Here is a 26,893-nt window from a genome sequence, read left to right on the forward strand (position 1 = left end):
ATTAGTCCAAATTAGACATGACTTTTGTACCAATTGTATAGGAGTAATATCCCATCGCTCAAATTCACCTTATGTTTCCAACCTAGGTCGTTTAGTTTTGTAACATCGGTCAATTTTTTGAGCGTACCATCAGGTTTATTCGAGTTGAATGAAAAATTGCCTTTAAAGTTTAATAGTTTTTTAATTAATAAGGCTAAATCTTTTATACTGATGTCTACACCGGTACCAATATTGATATGTGTATTTCTTATTTCAAGATCGTTTGATGAATAGGTGTCGGAGAAATTGCGATGTTCCATAAGATGAACACAAGCATCGGCCATATCTTCAGACCATAGAAATTCTCGCATGGGTTTACCACTACCCCAAATTTCTACCGTTACCTCACTTTGGTTAGAAAGTGTTATGCCATACCTATTAAGAATATCTAATTTTTCTTTTTTGGAATTCTTTCCTGAGACACCTTCAATTGGTAAACGGTTTAAATCTTCATCTATAATCGACCAATTGTTGTTTTCCAAAGCTATGCCCAGGTGGGTTTTTCTAATTAGGGCTGGTAAAACATGGGACTTCTCCAAATCAAAGTTGTCATTGGGTCCATACAAGTTTGTGGGCATAACGGATACAAAATTGGTTCCATGCTGTAAGTTATAACTCTCACAGGTTTTTATTCCTGCAATTTTGGCTATGGCATAAGGCTCATTGGTGTACTCCAAAACATCAGTTAATAAATATTCTTCCTTCATGGGTTGCGGACAATTTTTGGGATAAATACATGTGCTCCCTAAAAAGAGAAGTTTTTTTATTCCATGGAGGTAACTTTGATGGATTACATTGTTTTGAATCATCAGGTTATCGTAAATAAAGGAGGCCCTATAGGTGTTATTGGCAACAATACCCCCAACTTTTGCAGCAGCCAAAAAGACATATTCTGGTTTTTCTTTGTCAAAAAAATCTTTAACAGCCATAGTGTCGGTAAGGTCCAACTCCGAGTGGGTTCTTCCAATAATGTTGTGATATCCTTTTTTATTAAGGTTTTTTACGAGGGCACTTCCAACTAGACCTCTGTGACCGGCAACGTAAATTTTAGAATTTAATTTCATTTTGTTATGACTGATAATTTTTTGGAATTTTGGAAATAACTTTTAAGTTTTAAAAACCGAACTTCAAATAGGTAATAACTTAACGTAGCAAAAAATACAAGTAGAAAAATAGACAGAATAAATTCAAAGAATAGATTAACTCTGTTTCTTGCTAAATAGGCCGCAATATCAAGGGCAAAGAATTGATAGACATACAACCCGTAACTAATCCTTCCCATGAATATCAAGGGTTTTGAGGCGAATAAACCATTTAAATAAGATCTCGGACGTAATGTAATTATAAATAGAATTAGGTGAAAATAGCCAAAACCAAAAAGGCTGTATTTTACTATTGGGTAAATTGATAATCCTAAAGATTGATTCAACTTACCTAGAGCCAATGTCAAAGTTAGAATAAACAAAGAAAGAATACCATGCCTAGTATTGTGGTTATATTTTATTTTTCCCTGAATTTCCATAATGGAAATAAATGCCCCTATGGTGAGTCCATCTATCCTTGTTAAAGTAAAGTAATATGGGTCATATCCCTTGATTAAAAAATAACACCTCAAAATTAGTGCTAGAGCGATTGAGAAAACAATCACTTTTTTAAGTATGTTTTTGTTAAAAAAATAGATTAATAGAGGCCAAAAAAGATAAAAATGTTCTTCAATTGCCAATGACCAGAAATGGCCTGGGCCAACAAAATCGATCGAAAAAGTTTGCAATATATTCTGCAAATACAAGTAGAAGTATACTTGATGCTCAATAGAGGGAATTTCCGTTGAAGTAATAATAGGCTTAACGAAATAATACAAAAAAAGGAAAAAATAATAAAGCGGAAAAATTCTTAATGTACGTCTGCCATAAAAATTACGAAAGTAATTGGCTTTATCTTTATTAGCCAGTAGTATTCTGGTTATTAGAAAGCCCGAAAGCACAAAAAATAGGTCAACGCCTGAACGTCCGAAAACGGATAGACTTTTTATAGAAGACATTAAGGTTGTTTCAAATTCCAAATTCTGGAAAAAATGGAACAAAACAACCATTAATGCCGCTATAGCTCTTAGGCCATCGAGATTTTTATAATATTGTATGCCCAATTTTTTGTACTATCTTAAATGTCGTGGAGTCTATTCGAAATAATTCAATATTCGATAACCTCCATCTTTTAGGTATTGGTCTTTCTGCATTAATTTAAGATCGGACTGCATCATATCCTTAACCAAATCCTCAAGCTCATATTCCGGTTTCCAGCCAAGTTTCGTGTTGGCTTTAGTGGGGTCGCCAATTAAAAGATCTACTTCCGTTGGTCTAAAGTATTTCGGATCTACAGCCAACACTTCTTTGCCTATTTCCAATTGATATTTAGGGTTATTACAAGATTTAACGTATGCTTTTTCATCTACCCCTTTACCTTTGAACTCCAATTCGATTCCTGCTTCGGCAAAACTCATACGCACAAAATCACGTACTGGTGTGGTTTTACCTGTGGCAATTACCCAATCTTCTGCGGTATCGGCCTGAAGTATCATCCACATCATGCGCACATAGTCTTTGGCATGTCCCCAATCACGTTGGGCATCAAGGTTCCCTAAATAAAACTTGTCCTGAAGGCCCAAAGCGATCCTAGCTGTGGCCCTTGTAATTTTACGTGTAACGAAAGTTTCGCCGCGAATTGGGGATTCGTGGTTGAACAAAATCCCATTACAGGCATACATATTATAGGCTTCCCTGTAATTTACCGTTATCCAATAGGCATACATTTTGGCTACGGCATAGGGGCTTCTGGGATAGAAAGGTGTTGTTTCGCTTTGAGGAACTTCTTGAACTTTTCCATACAATTCGGAGGTAGATGCCTGATATATGCGGGTTTTCTCCGATAAACCAAGTAATCGGACGGCATCTAAAATCCTCAAGGTACCCAAGCCATCTGCGTTGCCCGTATATTCTGGGGTTTCGAATGAAACATGTACATGACTCATAGCGGCCAGATTATAGATTTCATCGGGCTGTATTTCTTGTATTAATCGTATCAGGTTCGTACTATCGGTCATGTCTCCGTAATGCAAAATAAAATTCCTTTCTTTCTCATGAGGATCTTGATAGAGGTGATCGATACGATCGGTATTGAATAAAGAAGACCGTCTTTTTAGCCCGTGAACTTCATATCCTTTTTTTAATAGAAATTCACTTAAATAGGCGCCATCTTGTCCGGTTACTCCTGTAATCAATGCTACTTTTTTCATGTAATGATTTTATTTAGGTTGTTGAGGTCTTAAATGTTCGATATTAACGTTTCCTTTTCAAAAAAATTTTATCAAAAATAAAAAAGCCTTCAGTACTGAAGGCTTTCTGGCTTTTATGTGCATTTTTTTCGGTTAAAGAGCCCCAATATTAAAACTGTGTCTCGTATTACCCTTAAAATCTTTAAGCACATGCGTACTTATGTCTGAGATATCTTTGCCTGAATTTAGTAATGGGCTATTATTGGATAATTCTAGTCCGGAAATATCAAAATCGGTATTTTTGGCTGTTGATGCATTGATGAACTCCGGATTCCCACCGATTAGATTGTAGGCTGCATATTTATTATCAATTTCTTCAGGACCAGTAGCTCCATTAAAATGACAATTCTCAAATCGGGTATCCCTACTTAATGTGTAACCATTGTTTTCAATAACAAAGGTTCTGGTAGTGTTAAAAGTGGAGTTGTAGAATCTGGTATTTCTATTTGGTCTATTTGCCCTTATTCCGTATTCAACGTTATAAAAAGTACAATTGGCAAAATAATTGTTATACGCTTCATTGCTTCCGTTAGCACTGGATTCACTGAAAATCAATGCATATTGTGAGTTTTTAATAATTAAATTTATGAAATGATTATCATTACCAGGATGATTGGAATTAATGTTCGGGTCGTTAGATGCCCCGTCTTTGTATGCCGAGCAAGATACACCTCCCCAAGTCCCGTCGACTATAATATTCTTAAAAGTATTATGATGTGCGCCATTACCAAAATAAATTCCTGAAAGCGGGTCAGATTGGTCATATAACCTTCCTTTGATTATACCATTTTCGAATAGGTTATTGTTAGCATTGGTGAAGTTAACTTCCACACTGGTGTTTATAACCTTAAAATTTCGAATACGATTTCCGATACCTCCATTTTTTACTACGAACCCATGGCCCCCATGGGGTACGGATTCCGCTCGTTCACAGGTGTTGTTTTCAAAAACAAGTCCTTCTGAGTAGGTGTTTCCTTTTCTAGTAATAAGAAACATATAATCGGTTCCGTTTTTAGTATTGTAAGAGTAGACAATATTGTTTGAAACAGTACCAGAGAAGGCTCCTTGGAATTGAAGGGCGTTCTGTTCTACGTTTAAAAAACTACAAAATTGAATATCGGCATTTTTTGAACCTCTATTATTAATCCCAGTACCTTTGTAGCGGTCGGGATTGGAAGTATCACGCATACCTACGTTCATATTACCTTGTTCATGGAATATACAGTTCCATATTTTGGTGTTGGCACTGTTTTCATTGATTTGAATTCCTGTGGAGTATCCACTAAAAATCAGGTTTTCTACTCTTATATTACTCCCGTTGATGGTAAGTGCTGTTTCGTCTCGACTATAATTCTTTTGTAAAAATGGCATTTCGTTTGCACTTGGACTTTTTTTGTAGTCGAAAGAAACACCTCCGGAAACAACCGTAGTGCCCCGTCTTCCCTTTGTGTTAGGGGATAAAAGATTTTGATTGTTGGCATCAATATCGCCTGGGGTATTCTTATAACCCATAAAGGTGATTGGGTTATCTGGTGTTCCAGAATTCGAAACTGTTAAAAGAAGCGCATTGTAGGTGCCAGCTTTAATGTATACCACATCTCCGGCTGTTGCCGTTTTAATAGCATGTTCAAGACTCCAAGATTTAGCTTCCGATAACCCGTCGTTTTGCGAAGACCCATCGGTTGTTACATAGAAGGCACCACTAATGGGATGGGAAATACCAGTGTTCGGTGTTTCCGGTGTTTCGGGAGTTTCAACGTCGGTTGAGTCTTTGGGTTGGTTTAAGCTTCCATCAATGTTCTCCTTTTCTTCCTGGGACAACATATCATAAAATAAATCAGAGTCTTTTTGACATCCAATAGTGGTAAGTAGGCATAAGACTAGGGGTAGAAGCATAAACTTCATTCTTTTAACATAAAACATAGCAAAGTAGGAATTTTGGGTTTAATAGGTTAAGCATATTTCTTTGCAACATTCGGGAACTAAAGATCTTTATATTTTCTGTTACGTCGGTGAAATAATCGGTTTTTTCGTTGAACTACCTCTTTTTCACAAAACCATTTACGGGGATGTATCGGCTTTTGGATTTTTAAATTTGAAATATTCGATGAACTACCGTTTTTGTTAACATTTACCAGGGTTTCTAGATCAAAATTGAAAAGCCTATACTTAACCAAAGTTTTGTACGTTTGCTTTGAAAACTTGACTTATGCAATATTGTAATACCTATTCGACCTTACTGAACCACCACGGTAAGGGTTTTAGACATTATGCTAGGCATTTGGCCTTGGATGGTCTGGCATTATTGAATAGGTTCGGATTGGATAGACAGCTTAAAACCCCAAGGATACACTTTTTGTATTTCCATCATATATTTAAGGATGAAGAGCGACCTTTTGAATCTTTGGTTTCCAATTTGGCCAAAGACCATGAGTTTATTTCCTATTCAGAGGCTGCCGATCGCATACAGAAGGGTAATGTAGATCGCCCCTATATCTGTTGGAGTTCGGATGATGGGTTTAAGAATAATCTGGCAGCAGCAGCTATTCTGGAGCGTTATGGTGCAAGTTGTTGTTTTTTTGTTAACCCAAGTACAATTGGGTTAACTGAATATGAAAAGATTAAGTCGTTTTGTCATGAAAAACTGAATGTTCCCCCAATATCCTTTTTAAATTGGGAAGACGTGGACCTTTTGTTAAAAAACGGACATGAAATTGGAGGCCATACGATGTACCATGACATGGTTGCAGCGATGCCACTGGAAGCGTTTGAAGACGATCTTTTGGAGACAAAAAAGATTTTGGAATCAAAATGTGGGCAGATTAAACATTTTGCCTATCCGTATGGAGGTTTCCAGCATTTTACGCCACAAGCGTTCGAAACAGTCTTCGAGGAAGGATATGAGACCTGTGCGTCTGCCGTAAGGGGGTGCCATATCGTTGATCAAAGTGGTATGCCCAAAAATAAACTGTTGATTAGGCGTGATCAGATCATTGCTGCTTGGAACCCAAAACACATTGCCTATTTTATAGGGAATTCCGTTAAAAAAATGCAATTGGTTAACAATAGCTACCCCCAAGTGGGTTAACAATAATCTGTAGTTGGGTTTTTATTGGCATAAAATCACGATATGTAACGAATTGAGGTTGTATTCAATCCTAGATCGTAACAGTGTTGCCCCTTTTATCTTACCAAACTAAAATGACCTTTGAACTGAATCGTCTTTTCCGAGATACGGTCATACAATTCTGTGCTGAACCAGTAATCTGAAGCGGGTACGGGTCTAGAATTAAAGGTGCCGTCCCAGCCTGGTCCAAGAGGGTCTAAAACTGCCATAAGGGTTCCTTGTCTGTCAAATATCCGAATACTTACATTTTGGGTTATATTAGGGTTGTTAGTTCCCAAAACATGCCATGTCTCATTATTTCCATCCCCATTGGGTGTAAATACCGTAGGGTAGTTTACTATTAAAAAAGGTTCACTTGAGATAACATCTCCACAATCCGAAAGCCCTTTTACGTATATTCTATGCAAACCACCAGGTACATTGGTAAAGTAATTGTCCACTTGAAAAGGTCCGTCAGGCATATCCAAACTATATTCGAATTGATCATATAATAAATCATCGTTGTTTACTACGGCACGAACGCGGTTACCAGCATTTAATTGATAGCCTTCCGCGGTTACCTCGGCTTCAACCGTTAACGGGCGCAAGGTACCAATGACTTCGGATGTGTGAACAATAGAGCCTCCGCATTCCGACTGGGCCCCGACTTGGTACACTTGTAAGGTGTATGTTCCGGCTTCGGTTACTCTGAAGATCGGGTTTTCGACCCCATCATTGTCGGGGTCGTTATTTGGGGTCCAATTGTATCTGTATCCAGGCCCTAAGTCCGTACCTATTTCAATGAATTGACCCGGTTCGGCACATAAAAAGGTCTCATCTGGCAGAGAGATCGTTGGTTCTTCCAGTATGGTAATGTCAAAACTACTTTCGGTAAAACAATCAGGAAGGTTCGGGTTTCTGGCTACAATGAATAGTGTTGTAGAGGCCGCAATGCGCTGGCCTTCAGCTAAAGGCTGCCCTATGCCACCACTGTTGGCATAATACTGATTATTTAGGCTTAAGGGTGGTAAAGTATAGGTTTCACATGATTCTTGATTGGGTAGAATATCGACTATAGGAAGTGGATAAACTTCCAGATTTACCTGGGTTCGGGTATCACTAGTACAATTTGATGCCGCTTCGGTGGTTTGGGCGTAATAACTATACGTTCCTTGGCCATTAATTACAGGCGTATAATTCGTGCCTGTCGCCAACAAGTTTCCACCGATTGGTTGGTCATACCACTCAATGGTATCCCCACCTGTTGTGGGCAATAGAACGTTAAGTGATGGCGATGGCTGGTTTTCACAGATCTCATAATTATCTACGGCGATTGGGGCATCCAACTGAGGGCATGAGCAATCGGGAGCTATAACATTTTCAGTATAGGTACACCCATTTTCACTTACTGAAATTTGAAGATCTAAGCCTGCAGGTATATCCGATATAGTATTGCCATTGATTATACCCACGTTTGTACTGACCATAGCAGTGTTGGACGATACGCTAAAGGTTACCCTATAACTAGTTCTATCGGGGGCACAATTGGTGTCTTCTAGGGTTACCGTTGGTGTCGGATTGATGGTTATGTTAAAGCTGCTCTCGTCTGTACAATTGGGTGTAGTGCCCGATTGGTTATAAATATAAATCGTTTGGTCGGAGGTGATTAGGTCTCCAGGGGAATACGGTGTTCCGCCACCATTGCTTTCAGCGAAGTAAAAATTACCAGGAGTTAAAACAGGAAGTTCGTAACTATCACAGGACGCTATGTCTGGTAATACTTGTGCCGTGACACTGGCATGTATCGTATAATCTACCTGCAATCTTGAAGCACTACTACATCCGGAAACGGTTTGTATGGCTTCGGCATAATAACTGTAATTGCCGACCGCTGTTACCGTTGGGGTAAATGTAGTTCCGGTACCTATAAGTAATCCTGCTGTTGGGGCATCGTACCACATAACCTGATTACCCAAACCTGTGGGGTCTAACTCTACGGACACTGGTATATTGGGTGTTCCCTCACATATGGCTGAAGAAACGGCATTAATAGGTAGGGCAATTGTGGGACAGCTGCAATCGGGAGCCGTGTATGTCAAGATACGGATACAACCGTTACTGTCTACGGTTATATCAAGATCGTTTCCGGCGGTAATCCCGCTTACCGTATTACCGGTCAGGGCTCCTTCACTTACACTGGTTATAGTACCAGCGTTAAGGGTAAAGGTTACGTCGTAGGTGCTCAAGTCAGGAGCGCAACTATAGCTTGCCCCATCAATGGCGGGGGTAGTTCCCACATTGACTAAAAAGCTACTTTCATCGGTACAATTGGGAGTAGTGCCGGTTTCAATATATACATAAATGGTTTGACTTGAATTAACAATATCGCCGGGAAACAATTCCGCTCCGGTGCCACCCGTATTTGTGAAATATCTATTTCCAGGGTTTAATGCTGGCAGGGTATAGGAATCACAGGCTTGTACATCGGAAAATACTTGGGCGGTTACGCTCGGATGTATGGTAAATTCGACCAAAACCCTATTGCTCCTACAATTCGAAACGGTTTGAACGGCTTCGGCATAATAGGTATATGTACCTGCAGTGGTTTCTGTTGAGGTGTAGCTTAAACCAGTCCCCAATAATGTTCCTCCACTCGGGCTATCGAACCATTCAATGGCATCCCCCAGGCCGGTTGGGTCTAATTGAACCGAAATGGGGCTGTTCGGATTTCCATTACAAATCGCCGTAGAAGTGGGATTAGTGGGTTCGAGAATAGTAGGGCAGCTACAATCGGGCGCTGTATATGTTAAATTTCGAATACATCCATTGTTGTCTACGGTATAGGTAAGATCGTTACCGGAAGTAATTCCACTAACGGTATTTCCAGTGAGCACACCCTCACTTACACTGGTAATGGTGCCCGCATTTAAGCTTAAGTTTACCTCATAGGTCGATAAGTCGGCAGCGCAAGCATAAGTGGCCGATGTCAGGGCCGGTATTTGGTTGGCTACTATTGTTGCTTCAATGGTCGGGGCAGGGGTAAGGGTACAAGTATTGGTGCTATTTTGTATAGACACAATGGAAAGGGTGGTGTTTACGGCAATGGCATTGGCCGGAATGCTTGCATTTCCCGTGGCATCTAGGTTTATGGTGGCGGTAGTGGTTCCTCCGTCAAAACTATAGGTGACTATGGCGTTGGCATCTCCTCCGGAAATATTAAAACTGGAATTTTCCCCTATACAAACCGAAGTATTGGCCGGACTTAGGGTAACTGCCGAAGGTAAGGCATTAACGGTCAATTGGGCAATAGATTCTTCATAACACTGATAATCATTACCCCGGGCCCGTACACGATAGAAATGGCCATTTTGCGTTGGGTTTATATTGGCCACGGTTAAACTGTTGGTCGTTGTTCCAGAAACATCCCCTAAATCGGATAATGCCGTATAGGTGGTGCCTCCATCTGTACTTAAGGCCCAGTCGTATACTATAATAGCCCCACCGGCCCGGTTAGCGGTTAAGGTAAAAGTGGCGGATCCGCCTTCGCATAGCGTTAAGTCGTTTAAAGCCGTAGTTATAGTTACAGGATCGGCATAATCTGTGACTTCTGGGCTCACCGGTGTTCCATACCCGCTACCATCACTAGTTATCAAACCATTGGCGTTGACAACCGGTACGCCATCACCTAAATAATCGTCGTTATCCGGATTGTTATAGCCTGCTTCCGTAGTATCGGGGCAGCCGTCGTTGTCAGAGTCAGAGTCTAAACAGTCAGGTATACCATCTCCGTCATAATCAAAGTTTACCCTTATGTGGTCGTAACTGCCACGTTGTTGGTTTAAAGCGGTGTTTTGGGTGTGTGTGATCCGGAAAAATAGGTCATTACCAATAGAAGCCGGTGTTGCAGTTATACTGAAGCTAAAATCCTTCCAGGTGCCATTGGGAGTTTCGTGACCTTCTACAGTCAAGGTACCTAAGGGGACAAACCCACCGCCACTGTTATAACCAGCTTCTATTAAACTGGTTCCGTCGTTTCGAAAAGAATCTACCATATCTAATTCATCGCCTATGGCAATTGTTACTATATAGCTGCCTTCCTCGAGGATTATGGCTGAACTCGTTTGTGTAATTGTGGTGGTGCCATTAAGGTATAAATAAGAATCATTGTCATAATTTGGGTCTGGTAAGTCTACTAATCTAGAACCGTCTTTTCTAAAGTTAGGTGATAAGCCACCAAATGTATCTGCGTTCAACAGATGGACCCCTGCCCCGGTTCCGGAAACATTATACCAGAAATCGACCACTGAATTGAAAGGGAATCCCCCTCCACTAACAAAATTATTTCCAGGAAACTCAAAATTGTAAAAGCCGCGATTTGTCCCTGATGTCATTTGACATCCTTCATTTAGATCGCTTATTCCATCGTTATCATCATCTAGGTCCAAGTCGAATTGGAGGTTATTACTGCCGTCTAAATAGAATTTGTTTCCATCGAGAACTAAATCATTATCGGTATCTAAAGGGGTGCAGCTGACTACCGTTGGATCTAGTACAGCCGCTTCGTTACCTAGGTATCCGGTTTGGTAACCAGCCACTGTACCATCTGCGTTAATCCCCGTTCCAATTAAAGTGCCTGTGCCGTTTCCTAAATGCCCGGCCTCTGTAACATCAAAACAACTATCATTATCGGAATCAAGGTCGACACAGTCTTTGAATCCATCGCCATCACTGTCTTTTACAATCGTTAGTAAATCATAGTTGCCTTGCATTTGATTTGCTCCTATATTTGATACATGTGTGATTCTGACAGCAATGGCTTGACCTAAGGAAGGGTCGCCAGCATTGACCATACCGTTAACTTCGAAGCTTTTCCATAACCCAGCCGGCGTTTCGTAGCTTTCAACCGTTATAATGCCAGTTGGGAGTGCTTGAAAATTATTTGGGTCACCGTCATGGTAACCTAGCTCAATTATACTTCTTCCATCATTGCGAAACTGATTTCCAAAATCTAATCCATCTCCGATTCTAATATTTAAATCGTAATGCCCAATTTCATATGTTGCATAAACGGTATTTAAGACTAGGCTTCCATCTCCATTAATAAATAAATATGTGTTGCCATCGTCGGCATTTGGGTAATTGGAGCCATCGATTGCCAATGGGTCTTCTATGCCATAGTTACCCGGATTGGTACCTGGAAAATAAGTCCAATTTGAGACAGGGTTTGCAGGTAAATTGGAGTTTTCAAAACTGAAATTTGCAATCGGGATTTCACATTCATAGATGTCCAATATACCGTCATTATCATCATCTAAATCGACGGAATTGTTTACACTGTCACCATCAAAATCGTTATTGATCGTGCATTGATTTAAGCTAGAATCGGTTACGCTTGAATCCGAACCAGTGTATCCATCGGTATTTCCGGTTACTAAGCCGTTAAGGGGGTCGATACCTGTACCAGCAAGGGTGTTAGTCCCTGAATTTGTGAATCCGGCTTCATCAACATCAAAACAACCATCTCCATCAAAATCTGGAGAATAACAGTCGGGTATACCGTCTCTGTTTCTATCGAGTACAACCCTTAGGTCGTCATAATTTCCGGCCCCTTGAAGCATAGGTAGATTGGCTAAGTGCCCAATTCGAAGCAATACTCCGTAATTCAAAGCAGGGTCGCCTGGAAGAATAGTCGTGGTAAAGGTAAATTTTGTCCAAGAGCCATTTGGGGTTTGCCATGGTTCAACTATAAATGTTCCGTTATTCCCGGCGGGGACAAAACCAGTACCATCATCAAATCCGATTTCTATCGTGCTTTGACCGTCATTTCTGAATAAATTTGAATAATCTAGACCATCGCCAACAAGTAAACTTACAATATAATCCCCTGGTTCAAAGGAAGCTCCTGCAGTTATCAAGCTTAACTCGCGATTTCCATTTATATATAAATAACCTGTGCCTTCAGGTGAAGCAAAATAATTGGATCCATCTATAATGGTTTCTATGCCATAGGTACCTGTATCTACATTCGGATTCCAACCGGCTATATTGTTAAAATTCCCATTAGTGATAGGGATGTCACATTCAAAACTATCTAGTATACCATCATTGTCATCGTCTTGGTCGATATTATTTTCAACACCATCGTTGTCATAATCATTATTTTCCCCACAATGAGAAGTGCTGTCGACTACATATCCACTCGTTTGATCGTAACCAACTACATAACCTGTAACTTGACCTTGTGGATCAAAACCAGTGCCGGCCAAAGTGCCGATACCTGAATTTATATACCCAGCTTCTTCTACATCTGGACAAGTATCACCGTCAGAATCTAAATCGATACAGTCCGATGCGCCATCTCCGTCAGTATCTTTTTCTACTCTAATATTATCGTAATTACCTGACCAAGATCGAACAGTATTTCCGTGTACGGCTATGTTAGACCCAGTATGCGAAATTCGAATTAAAATGCCTTGACCTAAAGCAGGACTTCCTATTGGGATATTGGTGTCGAAAGTAAAATCTGTCCATGTGCCAGGCGGGGTGTTGTTACCATCGACTACTAAATTATTCAAGGGTACAAATGAAGCAGCATCGACACCATATCCAATTTCTATGGTTGATTGGCCGTCATTTCTATATTGTGCATCGTCTATTCCGTCACCAATAGCTACCGTGACAATGTAATTTCCGGGTTCAAAAGTTTTGGAAAAACTATTTAAAGTGACAGAACCGGTTTGGTCGAAAGTATTAAGAAACAAGAATTGTACACCGTTTGGGGCAGTTGGGTAGTTTGTTGGGTCTAAATCATGGTTGCCTGCCGTACCAATTCCCGAATGTATCCACTCTGGTCCTAATGCGTAAGCGGCGGGAGCTTCAAAACTAAAATTGGCAATGGGTATCTGGCATTCGTTGCTGTCCAAAATTCCATCATTATCGTCATCTAGATCGACAATATCCAATACCAAATCCCCGTCAGTGTCCTGCGCGCTAAGATAGTATGGGGAAAGGGCTACTATCAAAAGGCATATCAGTGTTCTCATATAATGATACCTTTGTTGGGTAGGTAGGTGTTTTGGGAGTACCTATAAAAAACCACCTAAAGGTAGTTAGGTGGTTTTGTACAAAGATTATTAATTCGTTCAACTATAGCAATTAGCCGATAAAGCTTTAGCGTACCAATATACGAGTGGCTTTTGAGGGGGCATTGCTGAAATATACTTTCAAATAATAAATGCCACTTACTAAATTGTTCAAAGGTATGTTGTACCTACCCGATTCTAAAACATCCTTAGGTGTAAAGGTGTAAATGAGTTTGCCCGTAGAGTCATATACACCCAATTTAGTAGGTTCTGTATCATTGCCATAGGAGATATAGGCATGGGCTACATTACCACTAACCGGGTTTGGTGCAATTTGAACGATGGTGTTACCATTGGTGTTAGGGTTAACGGTAATCGTGAAACTGGCCGTACTGCTTAAACCGGCTTCGTCGGTAACCGTTAACACCACCTCATAGGTTCCCACTTGGGTAAAGGTGTATTGAGGGTTTTCTTCCGATGAAGTGTCACCAGTGCCAAAATCCCATGAATAATTGGTTATACCTATATCGTCAGTCGAACCTTCACTACTGAAAGTAACGGTCAAGGGAACTTTGCCAGAAGCACCATTAGCGGTTATTTGGGCAACAGGGGCCATGTTTTCAGGGGCATTAACAACAATGGTTAAATTATACGTATCGGTTAGGCCTTCAGCGTCAGAAACGGTTAAAATAGCTTGGAAAGTACCACTTTCGGTATATAGATGGGTTGGGTTTTGATCTTGGGAAGTGGTTCCGTCACCAAAGTCCCAATTGTAGTTTTGGATGCCAGCGTCGTCATAAGAGCCTTCGCTACTAAAAGAAACATTAAGCGGTGCCAAGCCGGTCAAAGGTGTTGCTTGGGCCATGGCGATTGGGGCGGTGTTTTCCATTTCCGAAACCGTAATTACGATCTGGTCAGAATCAGTATTGCCGTTGGCATCGGTAACAGTCAAAACAACCGTGTATTGCCCCGCTTGCGCGTAGGTTTTATTCAGAGCGGATTCACTGGAGTTGGTCCCATCACCGAAATCCCAAGCATATGTGGTAATTCCTATGTTATCTGACGATTGGCCGGCATCGAAAGCAATGGCCAAAGGTGCAATACCGGATGTGGTTGAGCTTGTAATTTTGGCCACAGGAGGGGTGTTGTCCTCTGGCAGATTAACGGTAATACTAGTCTGGGTAGTATTTGAAAGGCCCTCGGCGTCACTAACAGTTAAACTTACGGTATATTCCCCAGGGGTTTCAAAAGTGATTGTAGCATTTATTTGTTGGGATGTTTCTCCATTCCCAAAATCCCATGTCTGTGATACAATTTCTTTATCGTCATATGAATCGGAACTACTGAATTGTACAGTCAAAGGGGCTTCGCCTTCAGATTTGTCACTGCTTATTACGGCTACTGGAGCCGTGTTCGGAACAGGGTCTACAACAATGGTCTGGGTGTCGCTATCGCTTAAATCTTCTTGGTCCCAAACCGTTAGTTTTACTGTATACGTACCCGGTTCGCTAAAAATCATTGCGGGGTTGCTATCGGTTGAACTTTGCCCATTTCCAAAATCCCATGCATAAGATACGATACCCTTGTCATCCGTAGAGCTGTCGCTATTAAACTGAACGGATAATGGGGCTACCCCCGTTTCATTATCAACGGTAATCTGGGCCAAAGGAGGAGTGTTGGGTACTTCCCCTACCGAAATAACCACATTATCGCTATCACTAGCCCCTTGGGTATCGGTTACTGTAAGGTTGACCGTAAAGTTACCCGATTCCGTAAAGGTGTGGTTAGGATTCGGTTCGTTTGATGTATTACCATTTCCAAAATCCCAAAGATAAGTCGTGATTCCTGCGTCGTCAGTTGATAAATCTCCTGTAAATGCTACCGTTAGGGGGGCATTACCATTGGTGGTATTCGTTTCGATTATGGCTGTTGGCGGATTATTCGGCGGGGCTACGTTAATGGTAACTGAAGCTGAATCTTCTACACCTTCCGTATCGGTTACCGTTAAAATTACTTCAAACGTACCCCCAGTGGTAAATGTATGAGAAACTTGTTCGCCATTTTCCGTATTCCCATTCCCAAAATTCCATGCATACGCATTTATGCCTTCGTCATCAGTGGAATCCGTTCCGTTAAAATTAATGGTCAAAGGTGCTTGCCCGCTTAATATATCGGCTTGGATAACGGCATTAGGTGCTTGGTTAGGAGCCTCGACATCAATAGTCAATTGTTCGGTATCTTGGGCGCCTTCATTATCGGTAACCGTTAATACTACGGTATAGGTTCCCGGATTAATGAATTGATGGGTGGGGTCGGCCTGGTTTGAGGTGTTTCCGTCACCAAAATTCCATTGATAACTACTTATGGCTAGGTCATCTGTTGAACCAGAGCCTGTAAAGTCTACATCCAAAGGCGCAGTACCGCTTAATGTAGAGGCACTCGTGTTTGCCGTTGGAGCGGCATTGGCCCCTACGATTACCTCAATATTTGAAGAACAACCACTGCTGGAGACCAATTCGTACGTGCCCCCATCTGCGTTTTGTATATTGTTGATTGTTAAGTCACTGCTATTTAATGGTTTATTGTTGCTGTTGGGGCCATTTACTGTATACGCCAAGGGGCTACCATTGTTTTGGTTCGGTAACCCGCTGATTACTAGTTTGTCTCCTGGCAAAACACGTACAAAGCTAGAGCCCTCAATAAAACCCGAATCGTTTATATTATGTTCAATCCTAAAATTAAGCGCATTACAGCCTACTGTATTTATAGTAAGGTTCAAAGTTTCCGTGCATCCGCTATCGGTGGTAAAGGTGTATGTACCGCTATCTTGACTAGTGACATTGTTTAGGGTCAACGATTGGGTATCCATAGTCTTTGCATTGCCATTGGCAGCATTGCTGGTCACTTGGTAAGACGTACCGGCAGGGCTCAAACGAAGTTCCAAATTGTTCCCTTCGTCCAAGGACAAGGTGTTACCGGTTTGTGTAAAACTACCTTCAGCGTTTATTTGATACTCTATTTGCGGGTTTAATGCGGCACAGGAAACGTTAACCGATACTTCAAGTGTGGTAGAACATCCGCTCGCAGTAGTGAAGGTGTAGGTGCCTGCATCATCAGCAGTTATATTCGTTAGTAATAGATCGTCCGTCCCGTTCGATTTACCGTTTTGATTGGCAGCATTGGAAACTATACTATACGGAATACCATTTGGGGCAATACTGAGGTTAAGATTACTGCCAATATCGACAGATACCGAATTTTGACCTGATACCCAAGGGGTCGAATTGATTTGATATTCGGTTTCTAAGGGTAATGTATTGCAATCTACATCGTTTATCGTGAGCTCAAGAATTTGTGAACACCCTTGGTTGGACATGATGAGGTATTCGCCCTGATGACTCAAAGGGTCCAGGCTTTCAATTTCGTAATTGTCGGGTACATTAACCCCATTTGGGAGCGTAATAGTGATTTCAAGACTAGGGTCATCGGGAATGGCACTTAATACCAATTTGGTTCCCTCGTCCAGCGATAGGCTGTTAGCACCACTTTGCCAGACCCCATTGATTTGATATTGGGTGTTTATTACGGTTTCTCCAGGGTCGCAACTGCCCAATACTCTCAATTCAATAGGTGTCGGACAACCATTTTCAGTGGTTAGCACATAGATACCCGAATCAGACACACCTAGTATGCCATCGTCGGCATTACCATAAATGCCAGTATCTAGCTTATAAGCATTTTCAGGGTTTGAAAAGTCATTGGAATCAAAAGTAGGGCCATCCATTCGCTGTGTGGTAACAAAATATTGGCCACTATAGTCCTTTGCTCTAATAAAGAGTTCATCGCCCTCTTTGGCCAATATTCTTTTGTTAGTTGATGTTACCCAGTCGCCCCAAGTGCTGCTGGCAGAATCGTATAATTTGTATTCGACGGTGATTTCGTTGCCACTGCAATCTGGGATATCCGGGTTACCAGTGGCTACCCCCAACTGGTATAGCTGTGAAATTTCTTCGGCCCCCAAGGCTACATTGTAAATTTTCAATTCGTCTATTTTACCATCGACCTCGTCGGTAATTTTGCTCATGTTGGCATATGCTTGAATGCTAACTGGAAATTCGTGAAATTCCCTGTGCTCATAAAAACCAGAAACGGTAAAACTGCTCCGGTCGCCCGAATCTACAAGGTTGATCATGCCAGTCGCGGCATTTTTGGCTATTTCTACCCCATTGGCATATATACGGGCGAATTCGCCATCAAAGGTAGCCACGATATGGTTCCAGCCTTCTAAAGGGGCATAGCCCGAATAACAATCTACATAGCCATTAGTGGTGCTAAAAGACCACTTGTACAAGGTATTGTGGAATCCGAAAAAAATATTGGGGTAATGATGGCTGACCACCCCTACATTCGCAATTTTACCACCGGCTTGTGGAATGGCACTGCCCGTATCGCGCCACACCCAGGCACTTAAGGTAATTTGGCTTTGAGCGGTTTCGAACGAAGTGTCGTAGGGAATATCGATTAAAGAGTTACTGGTGTGTTCTTTTCCGTCGAACTCGATCGCATTCCCGAAAACCCCGGTAGAGAATTGGTGGTCGTCGGCTGTTCTTGGTGTACCATCGTCTTCCCGTTCAACAACGGTGCCATCGTTATTATTCGCGGAATCGTCTGATAGTGAGGCGCCCGAATTTTCATCGAACTTCATGTCCAAGACCAGATTCGGATTCGAGCTCAAGGGAATGGCATCCCCGATTTTCAATACTTCGGCTATGCTGGGCGTTCCGTTAGCATCTAATGCGAAAAGCATATAATATCCGGGGGGTAATAGGTTTCTGTCCGGGATGGAAAGTGAATGAGATGTGCCGGAAACCGTATTTAAGGGGATACGGCGTTGTTCATTATTCGTGGCATGGGTAGCTGCCGAAAACCGGATAAGACTAAATTCGGTGACGTTGGTATTAGTGTTAACGGTAAGCGTTGAATTGTAGTCAACCACGGTTTCGTTATACGGACCATTGGCATTTCCAGAACTTATCCCTGTTATTTGGGGTCGGGTCGCTAAGTTTCCTGAATTGTCAAAAAGATAGGGGGGGCTATAAATCTCGGCATCAAAATGGTTCACACATCCCGGATTACTTCCATCACATAATCCGCCGCCTCCTACGAAAACCCGTCCGTCTACCATTAAAATAGCGACACTATGGTAGGTTCTTGGTTCGTTCATAGTAGCAACATTACGCCATCCGGTGTTTTCGTTATATATTTCAGCACCCATGACCGCGCCAAGGTCTTGAAATACTTCCGCGCTTTCAATTCCACCCGTAACCAAGACTTCACCATTCGGTAATACGGTACTGTTGTGCATGGTTCTGGCGGCCCCCATATTTCCAGCGAAAGTCACATTGGGAGTGTTGCCAAAGCTAACCCCGTTTAAATCGATTATAAAAGAACCCTCACGTGCTGGTTTTCCGTTCAGGTGATCGTCGCCATATTCAGGGGCCCCCCCGGTTTTTAAGATTTTACCTACATCGAACATTACCGTGTTTCCTTTCATGGAATAACCATCAACCTTATTCTGTCCAAGGTCTTGGCGTATCCCCGCATCTACGATTAAACCGTTGGGCACATCGACATCGATCCAATGCATCATTTCACTAGGCCCAGCATGAAACAATTTTCCGTTCGGTGCCGGCCATAGCCAAACATGGTTGTCTACCCGGTATAGACCCTGGTCTTCCGAAGCGAGATCGGCCGCGGTATAAATGTCTTCTCCCTGAATGTTGTTCAGGGTAATCCAACCGGTCAGAGGGGACCATAGTTCGGCATCTTTGCCACCGTTCCGAAATGGGTCGTTGGGGTTATTGCTATTACCATTACTCCATGAACCACCAACGGTAAAAACGGTACCGTCTTGCAGGGTAACATTGCCTTGATAGCCACGAGGGATGTTCATTTCGGAGGCTACACTCCAAATTCCGGTCTGCGGATCGAAAATACTGGTTCTTTCACTTGTTGTTCCCCCAGCAGAAAGCAATCGGCCGTCGGCTAGATTATTTATACCGGGACAGAACATATCGTGATCTGTGTTAATCGTGAATTCTGCACCGTCAACCCCTCCCTTACCATCAACGCCACCAAAGGGATCGAAGTATTGGGAAAAGGTAGCCCCATCACCATATTCAATAAAAGTGTTTCTGAACTGCGACGACCAACATAGCAGTCGGCCATCGGGCAGGTTGGCCACGGCAACAGGGACGATGCCGAATTCTATTGGCGCACTCCATTGGCCCTGTGTACTAGCATTTTGGGACCAAATAGTATTTAAGAATAAAAAACAAGAAAGTAGTGTTAATGGTAATTTTCTTTTCATAGTTTCCATCATAGTGCGTTCTGTAGTTCAGCATGGGTCTGGAAACAAAAATACGATGGCAATATTACCGCATGAAGAATTAAACGATTAAGCCCTTGATTAATCGGTAAAAGGTAAGCTTGTGATCGCTTGCGGACACAAGTCTGATAAAAGTTTGTTTTTCAGTTTTTTGAGATAATGTTTTTGAAGGGGAAGGCCCTAAAAACATGACTTCTGTCATGAGCGTTAAATACCCCTGGAGAAAAGGACCGTTGTTACGGTCTTGAATATAATCCTGATGTCCAATAAAATAGATTTGTTCTTGATGTAATATAGGTCGTATTCTAATTTTCGAATAGAGTCCTCTAAGTTTTCGCCATATTTGTACTTGACCTGTGCCCAGCCAGTTACTCCAGGTTTTACCAAGTGTCTGGTATCATAAAAAGGGGTGACTTTTTTTAGTTTTTCCACAAACACCTTACGTTCTGGCCTCGGCCCAATAAATACCATATCACCTTTGATCACAGAAAGGATTTGAGGTAATTCGTCAACTCTAAATTTTCGTAGGATTTTTCCGAACTTGGTTATTCTAGCATCATTTTTTTGTGCCATTTGTGCGCCTTGTTTTTCGGCATTCACTACCATAGAGCGAAACTTGTATATTTTGTACTCTTTTCCATATTTACCAACCCGAAGTTGGGTGTAAAAAAGTGGGCCCCTATTGAAGAATACGTTTAAGAACATTACGAAGGGGGTAACCATAAAAAAAGCGATACCCGTTACCAATGTTAGCGTAAAATTGAAAACGAAACCAGCAATACTCTGTATGTATCTGATTTTTCTGTTTTTTAGTTGAAGTATTTCATAAATACTGTCATTATGAGAGTCAATGGGTAGCGCCTCGTATACACTTTCGTAAAACGAAGTATAGCTTACAATGTCCTCGCCCCTTAAAATGGAATTAACCATTTCGGCTTCCATGAACTTTGAAAAATGGTTGTAATTTCTTGTGTTGATAATCCATGAGCTTACTTGATTTTGCTCTATTTTTTCCATTAATTCGGCCGAATCCGAAAACTCATCATTCAGGTGTGATGCCACGACTTTATGATAAGTTTCGGAATCATTACCATTAATCAGGCCAATATTGCGCTCTAAACTGTTTTTGGTGGTTTCGTCGTAGAGATACAGAACCCTTTTGGTCGTAGGGACGAATTTAAATACGTAATTGAATAATAAGCGCCATAATACAAGTTGTATGGGGCAAAAAACCAGAAAGACCAAGAGGTGGATTCGCCAATAAGCGAAATCAAAAATTATTGTGGTAATAACGAACTGTGAAACCGTAAATAGGGTAACAATCGTAAAGACCCTTAATATAGAGACGGATAACGACTTGGGTATTTTCTCTAAATTGTATAGATCGAGTACATAGGATATCACAAAATAACTGATTACCCCGATTAAGAAGATGCTGATCTTGGTTGCCGTAAAATCCTCATCTTGATAGTCAATGGCTTGTAAAACAAAGTTTTTAAGGGAAAAGCCAATTAAAAAAAGATCACCTATAAGAAGTATAGATTTTCGCTCTAATGTATTTAGGATAGACTTATTAGCCATGGGCTTTGGGGTTTACAAAATCTGAACGCAAAATTAGGATTTATAGTGTGAAGGACTTTTCTATTTTTTGAAATTGGTCCAATAACCGATTTTTAGACAACTTTAACGAAAAGAAACCCGCGTTTTCCTGTCCTTATAACTAAAGATTTACATTTGAGTTGTTAAGAAGCCCTGAAATGAAACAAACTAAAACTTTACACGAGAAATTAATACCTATCGGATTGGTCTTTGCGATAGATATTTTTTTGACTGCCGTTTCTTTCGTTCTTTCTTATGTCCTATGTTCCTTTATCTTACCAGAAATCACGAGTCATACCATGCTATTGCAACTTCCGGTGATAGTCGCGATTTCTTCAATTATCTTTTTGTCGATTGGAATCCATAAGGGTGTAGTTAAGTACGATCGAATTCGTGAAGTCTACAGTATTTTCAACGCCATTTGTTTGGCCAATATACTAACCATAGTATTGGTGGTGATCAATGGTAAATTGGTTATGGAACAAGATTTTATGGTTCCTTTGTCCATAATAATCGTTCACAGTATTCTCAGTTTTTCTGCTCTTGTGATTTCGAGACTTATCTACAAAAAGATAATGTTACGGATCAAACGGGATATGTCCAATGGAATCCAAACCCTTTTGGTACATGATATTCCTATGAAGGAAATGAATGCCCTGCATGGCGATTTATTGGAAAAGCTCTTGATGAAAGGTTATCGTGTTACTGGTGAATTTGGTCTAGATGAGTACATAGCTAAAAATGATACCGTTGCCCAGAAATCTGATGCGAGAGAGGAAGAGAAAAACGTGTTGTTTCTTTCATTAAAAAATGAAAACCCTAAACTTTGGGATGTAGTTAGTACTTCGTTTAACCTTGGGTATTCGTTATCATTGATTTTGTTGGATAAGACTACATTGAAAAGAAATGACGATTTTAATTTCAGGGTAGAAAAATTGGACATCAATCATTTGTTCCCCGCACAGATTGGCTTCGATGCCAGGGAAATGGACAAGATGCGGAAATATTATGAGGCTGAAACCATTTTTATCACCGGGGCAGGTGGTGCCATAGCAAGTGCCTACGTTCGGGTTTTGGCAGAACTGAATGTGAAGTTGAGATTGGTGTTGGTCGATAATTCGGAGGCGTCTTTGAACAATGTGGTGAATACCGTGGGTCGCATGCCGCTCATAGAGGTTGTTTCTGTACTGTTGGATGTAAAGAATAAGAGAAGATTGAAAGAATTGGTGGGTAAATATAGGCCTGCTATTATTCTTCACGCTGCAGGTAACAGTACTTCGGAGTTTTTAGAGGATGATTTTGAAAAGGCCATTCAAGAAAATGTGATGGCGACCAAAAGTTTAGCCGATATAGCCAAAGAAAACAAGGTCAAAGAGTTTATATTTTGTTCCACGGTCCATGCTAAAATGCCTAGGAATACCCTAGATGTCAGTAAACGATTGGCCGAAATGTACCTTCATTGTTTAAATGAGCCTGGAAACCTAACCAAGTTTACCAGTTTTAGGATAAATGATGTTTATGATTCATATGGTTCGAATTTAATTAAGATCCAAAAAGCCTTGACCCTAAAGAAAGATTTGGAACTTATTGGTTCTAACAATCAAGTAAAATTCATTGGCAAGGACGATGTAGCCAAATTAATGCTCAGGTTGTTAATTGGGGATAGTTCTGGTTACCATGCAGGCGGGATCTTCAAAAGTCCAATCGGTATTGAAGTAGGCCTGAACAGATTGGTTGAATTGTTTGGGGCAGGTAAATTGGCCTTAGAGAAAAAGCAAACCAGTGCCCTACCTCATTCCAAACGCATTCTTATGGATTTAAAACCAACCGGATTTTCGGGTTATTCCCGTTTGTTTGAGGCTTGTGAAGATGGAATGGAAGAAAAGAAGGAATACGTTATCCAAAAAATCGAAAGTTTGTGCTTAAGCGTCTTGTTTAACGAAAAGGAATTGGGGCCGGTTTTTGATCTCATCCATGAGTTTGGATCAGGTCCTTGGGAAAAACTTTATAAATTGCACAATAATAATAAGGAACATAAAGTTTTAAAACTCCAATCTAAATAGATTCCATGAATCGTAAAAACATTCTTCCCCTCGTCATTTTTACCCTTCTTCTTATTGGCTGTGCCTCTAAAGAAGAGGTGGTTTATTTTCAAGATGCCAAAGATTATGAGACTCTTGTAAACGATACCCAATACGACTATAAATTTAAGATAGATGACGTACTTAGTATACATATTTCTACCTTAGACCCGCAGGCAAGTGTTCCCTTTAATTTGTTTAGAGGAGCACAAGAAGGCGATATTAGACCAGAACAAGTAGATTATATTATAGATAAAGAAGGAAATATTGATTTTCCCGTGCTTGGTTCTTTAAAAATGGTCGGTTTATCTCCCAGTGAAGCAAAAGAACTTTTGAGAAATAGGCTGGAAGATTATCTGAAAGACCCAATAATCAATATTCGATTAAAAAATTTCTCGGTTACCGTTTTGGGAGAGGTCAATAGACCTGGAACCTATCCGGTCAATGGAGAGCAAATTACCATACTGGAAGCTATTGGTATGGCTAATGACTTAACAATTAAGGGGATGCGGACCAATGTTTTGGTGATTCGCGACTTTAATGGTACCAAGGCTTATTACAGAATTGACCTGACTTCAAAGGAATGTTTGGAATCCCCGGTGTATTACCTTACCCAGAACGATGTGGTTTATATAGAACCGAATAATTCGGCCATAACTTCATCTTCCCTGGATAATAGGGCCACAATTGCGGTTTCCATTGCCTCGTTGTTAATTACTTCCACGGTACTTATTCTTACCAGATAAACTTTAGTTGATGGATGTATTTCAAGAAGGGTTCGGTGATCGAACCGATCTAAAGGAGTTAATTTTCGGTTATCTCAAATATTGGTATTGGTTTGCCTTAGGGGTATTTTGTATGATAGGTTTGGCCTATGTGTATAACAAGTATTCGGTGCCAAAGTTTGAAGTGAAATCCAAAATACAGATTTTGGAGGAGAAAGGAGCTTCTCCAGAGATGACGGTTTTTAAGGATTTAAGTTTTTTTTCAGGTAAATCCAACGATGTTTTGGATGAGATTGAGATAATCAATTCCCGGTCTAATTTTATCCAAGTGGTTCGGCGATTGGGAACTAACGTTGTCTATACGGCTATAGGAGATATTAAGAAAAGTGAGGTGTATAAAGAAACGCCTATCAAGGTTAACTTTTTGGCGGCCGATTCATTAATTTATCAATCAAAATTTTCTTTTTTCGTAAAATTAGACTCCAAAAATAGTTTTTCGTACCGAGTCGAAGAAAGCGACGCCCCGGTCGTTTTTCCATATGGTAAAAATATTGAAACTCCCATTGGCGATATAATCATTACGCCAGACGATCGCTACTTTAATGCGTATCAAGGGCAATTGCTGAAGATTAGTCTCAACCCCTTGGAAAAAGTAGCCCAAGGCTATAAGAATTTAGTTAAGATTTCGAATATTGAAGAATACTCTAAAATCGTAAATCTGGCTATGACACATCCAGTCCCTCAAAAAGCTAGGGATATTCTTAATGAATTGGTCGATGTATACAATCAAAATGCGGTTAATGATAAAAAAGAGATAGCTGATCGAACTTTTTCTTTTATTAATGAAAGAATCAATAGTATAAGCTCTAATCTTTCTCAAGTAGATCAGAGTGCCCAAGAATTTAAAACGTCAAGAGGATTGGCAGATATAGGGTCCCAGGCCAATATCAATCTAAACATTGGTGCTGAAAACCAACAATTGTTGGAAAATGCAAGAACCCAGTTGAACATGGCATCTTCCATGAAGGGTATCGTAGATGGGGCGGAAGACTTTTCGCAAACTCTACCAGCCAATATTGGTCTTTCCGATCCTTCGGTTACGAATGCCACTGCAAAATACAACCAACTGGTACAAGAACGTAAAAGACTCTTAAAGAGTTCTAATGAGAAAAACCCTATGATTGTTAATATTGATGATCAATTGAAGGGCATAAAAAATAGCTTGCAATCCAGTTTAAATAATACGGTAGGGAATTTAACCTTACAAGTGAATAATCTGAGTACCCAACAATCACGTATCAATTCAAAAATATATTCGGCCCCAAAAAATGAAAGGGCACTTAGGGATATTACCAGAAAGCAAGAAACGACGGAAGCATTATACTTGTTTCTTTTGCAAAGAAGGGAGGAATCCCAGGTAGCCTTGGCATCTGCAGCCCCAAAATCTCGGGTTATTGATCGGGCCCATTTAGCTGACGATGCTCCGGTATCTCCCAATAAACCAAAAATTTATCTGGCAGCTCTTGTGTTAGGCGTATTGATACCATTTGCGTTCGTACACTTGGCGAAGGTCTTGGACAATAAAATCCATAACATGGCAAGCCTCGAAAAATTGGTGAAGAATTATCCGGTTTTGGCCGAATTACCCAAGGTTGATAAAAAGAAGAAAATTGTTTTGGATGGGGACTCTAGATCGGTTCTTTCAGAGTCTTTACGCATTTTAAGAACGAATTTGGATTATCTAGTAAAATCCGGTCCGGCAGAAGAAAAGAATAATGTGGTATTGATTACCTCAAGTGTTTCGGGAGAAGGAAAGACATTTGTTTCTTCGAATTTGGCTGCCATTTTTTCCAGTACAGGCAAAAAGGTATTGTTGATTGGTGCCGATATTCGAAATCCTAAAATCCATGATTTCTTTGATGGGGGTAGTAAGGAAAAAGCACAATCTCTTGGTTTATCCGAGTATTTGATGGATGAAGCTTTGAATGAAAATGATGTCATCCAGCAAGCCACGATCAACGATTATAGAATAGATATAGTATACTCAGGTAAAATATATCCAAATCCCTCTGAGTTGTTGATGCGTGAAAGGATAGAGACCCTTTTGAAAAAAGTTTCTCAGGAATATGATTATGTAATTGTAGATTCTGCACCATTAATGTTGGTAACCGATACGTTATTGATTACCCCATACACCAACCACACCTTGTATGTAACACGAGCCGATGTTACTGAGACTAAAGTGGTAGATTTCCCTATAGCACTGGCTAAGGAAGGGAAGGTTAAAGGCCTTTGTTTTATCGTGAACGATGTAAAAGAAGGAAATTTAGGATATGGTGGTAAATATGGATATGGATACGGGATTAAAACTAAAAAATGGTGGCAGTTTGGTTAAGATAAGATAGCCCTGTATAATTAAAAAATCCCGTAGAACCTGATGGTAGTGCGGGATTTTTTGTTTGCCTATTGTGCATTAAATTGATATTTGGCATCAATAAGTAGTAACATATGTTTTCAAGATCAAGGTTTGATTTATTGGGAA

The 26,893-nt window shown here is 40.7% G+C and carries 11 protein-coding genes; 4 read left to right on the forward strand and 7 right to left on the reverse strand.

Annotation, left to right across the window (positions count from 1 at the left end):
• Window positions 1-11 precede the first annotated feature (11 nt).
• From B7P33_RS18370 to B7P33_RS18385, 4 genes are all read right to left on the reverse strand, one after another.
• Window positions 12-1,103 (reverse strand): GDP-L-fucose synthase family protein, encoded by a 1,092-nt coding sequence (locus B7P33_RS18370; protein ID WP_097443697.1) that lies wholly within the window; start codon window positions 1,101-1,103, stop codon window positions 12-14.
• Window positions 1,100-2,185 (reverse strand): acyltransferase family protein, encoded by a 1,086-nt coding sequence (locus B7P33_RS18375; RefSeq protein WP_097443698.1) that lies wholly within the window; start codon window positions 2,183-2,185, stop codon window positions 1,100-1,102. The genes B7P33_RS18370 and B7P33_RS18375 overlap by 4 nt, the downstream gene beginning before the upstream one ends.
• Window positions 2,186-2,215: 30 nt before the next feature.
• Window positions 2,216-3,331 (reverse strand): GDP-mannose 4,6-dehydratase, encoded by a 1,116-nt coding sequence (gene gmd / locus B7P33_RS18380; protein WP_097443699.1) that lies wholly within the window; start codon window positions 3,329-3,331, stop codon window positions 2,216-2,218.
• Between the two features lie 132 nt (window positions 3,332-3,463).
• Window positions 3,464-5,293 carry a right-handed parallel beta-helix repeat-containing protein gene (locus tag B7P33_RS18385; RefSeq protein ID WP_141402513.1) on the reverse strand — a complete coding sequence of 610 codons (1,830 nt, stop codon included), beginning with the start codon at window positions 5,291-5,293 and terminating at the stop codon, window positions 3,464-3,466.
• 286 nt (window positions 5,294-5,579) lie between these two features.
• Between B7P33_RS18385 and B7P33_RS18390 the strand changes: the two genes are divergently transcribed.
• The gene (locus tag B7P33_RS18390) at window positions 5,580-6,458 is read left to right on the forward strand and encodes a polysaccharide deacetylase family protein (RefSeq protein ID WP_097443701.1); all 879 of its coding nucleotides are present in this window, start codon (window positions 5,580-5,582) and stop codon (window positions 6,456-6,458) included.
• Between the two features lie 95 nt (window positions 6,459-6,553).
• Here B7P33_RS18390 and B7P33_RS18395 read toward each other — a convergent pair whose 3' ends face one another.
• The 3 genes from B7P33_RS18395 to B7P33_RS18405 all read right to left on the reverse strand — a co-directional run bounded on the left by B7P33_RS18395 (window position 6,554) and on the right by B7P33_RS18405 (window position 21,527).
• Window positions 6,554-13,519: an Ig-like domain-containing protein gene (locus B7P33_RS18395; RefSeq protein WP_097443702.1), complete on the reverse strand. Its 6,966-nt coding sequence runs from the start codon at window positions 13,517-13,519 to the stop codon at window positions 6,554-6,556.
• Window positions 13,520-13,646: 127 nt separating this feature from the next.
• The gene (locus tag B7P33_RS18400; RefSeq protein WP_172436002.1) at window positions 13,647-19,928 is read right to left on the reverse strand and encodes a PKD domain-containing protein; all 6,282 of its coding nucleotides are present in this window, start codon (window positions 19,926-19,928) and stop codon (window positions 13,647-13,649) included.
• A 225-nt stretch (window positions 19,929-20,153) separates the two neighbouring features.
• Window positions 20,154-21,527, reverse strand: coding sequence for a sugar transferase (locus B7P33_RS18405; protein WP_097443704.1), 1,374 nt, complete (start codon window positions 21,525-21,527; stop codon window positions 20,154-20,156).
• Window positions 21,528-21,970: 443 nt separating this feature from the next.
• Here B7P33_RS18405 and B7P33_RS18410 point away from each other — a divergent pair, with 443 nt between their 5' ends.
• The 3 genes from B7P33_RS18410 (at window position 21,971) to B7P33_RS18420 (ending at window position 26,746) form a co-directional block, all read left to right on the forward strand.
• A complete protein-coding gene (locus B7P33_RS18410; protein ID WP_172436003.1) occupies window positions 21,971-23,608 on the forward strand; it encodes a polysaccharide biosynthesis protein in 1,638 nt (545 codons plus the stop codon).
• Window positions 23,609-23,613: 5 nt separating this feature from the next.
• Window positions 23,614-24,372 (forward strand): polysaccharide biosynthesis/export family protein, encoded by a 759-nt coding sequence (locus B7P33_RS18415; RefSeq protein WP_097443706.1) that lies wholly within the window; start codon window positions 23,614-23,616, stop codon window positions 24,370-24,372.
• Window positions 24,373-24,556: 184 nt separating this feature from the next.
• The gene (locus B7P33_RS18420) at window positions 24,557-26,746 is read left to right on the forward strand and encodes a GumC family protein (protein ID WP_245871841.1); all 2,190 of its coding nucleotides are present in this window, start codon (window positions 24,557-24,559) and stop codon (window positions 26,744-26,746) included.
• Window positions 26,747-26,893: the final 147 nt, after the last annotated feature.

It is taken from the genome of Sediminicola luteus (genome assembly GCF_002514735.1).
In the GTDB taxonomy this organism is placed as follows: Bacteria; Bacteroidota; Bacteroidia; order Flavobacteriales; family Flavobacteriaceae; genus HQA918.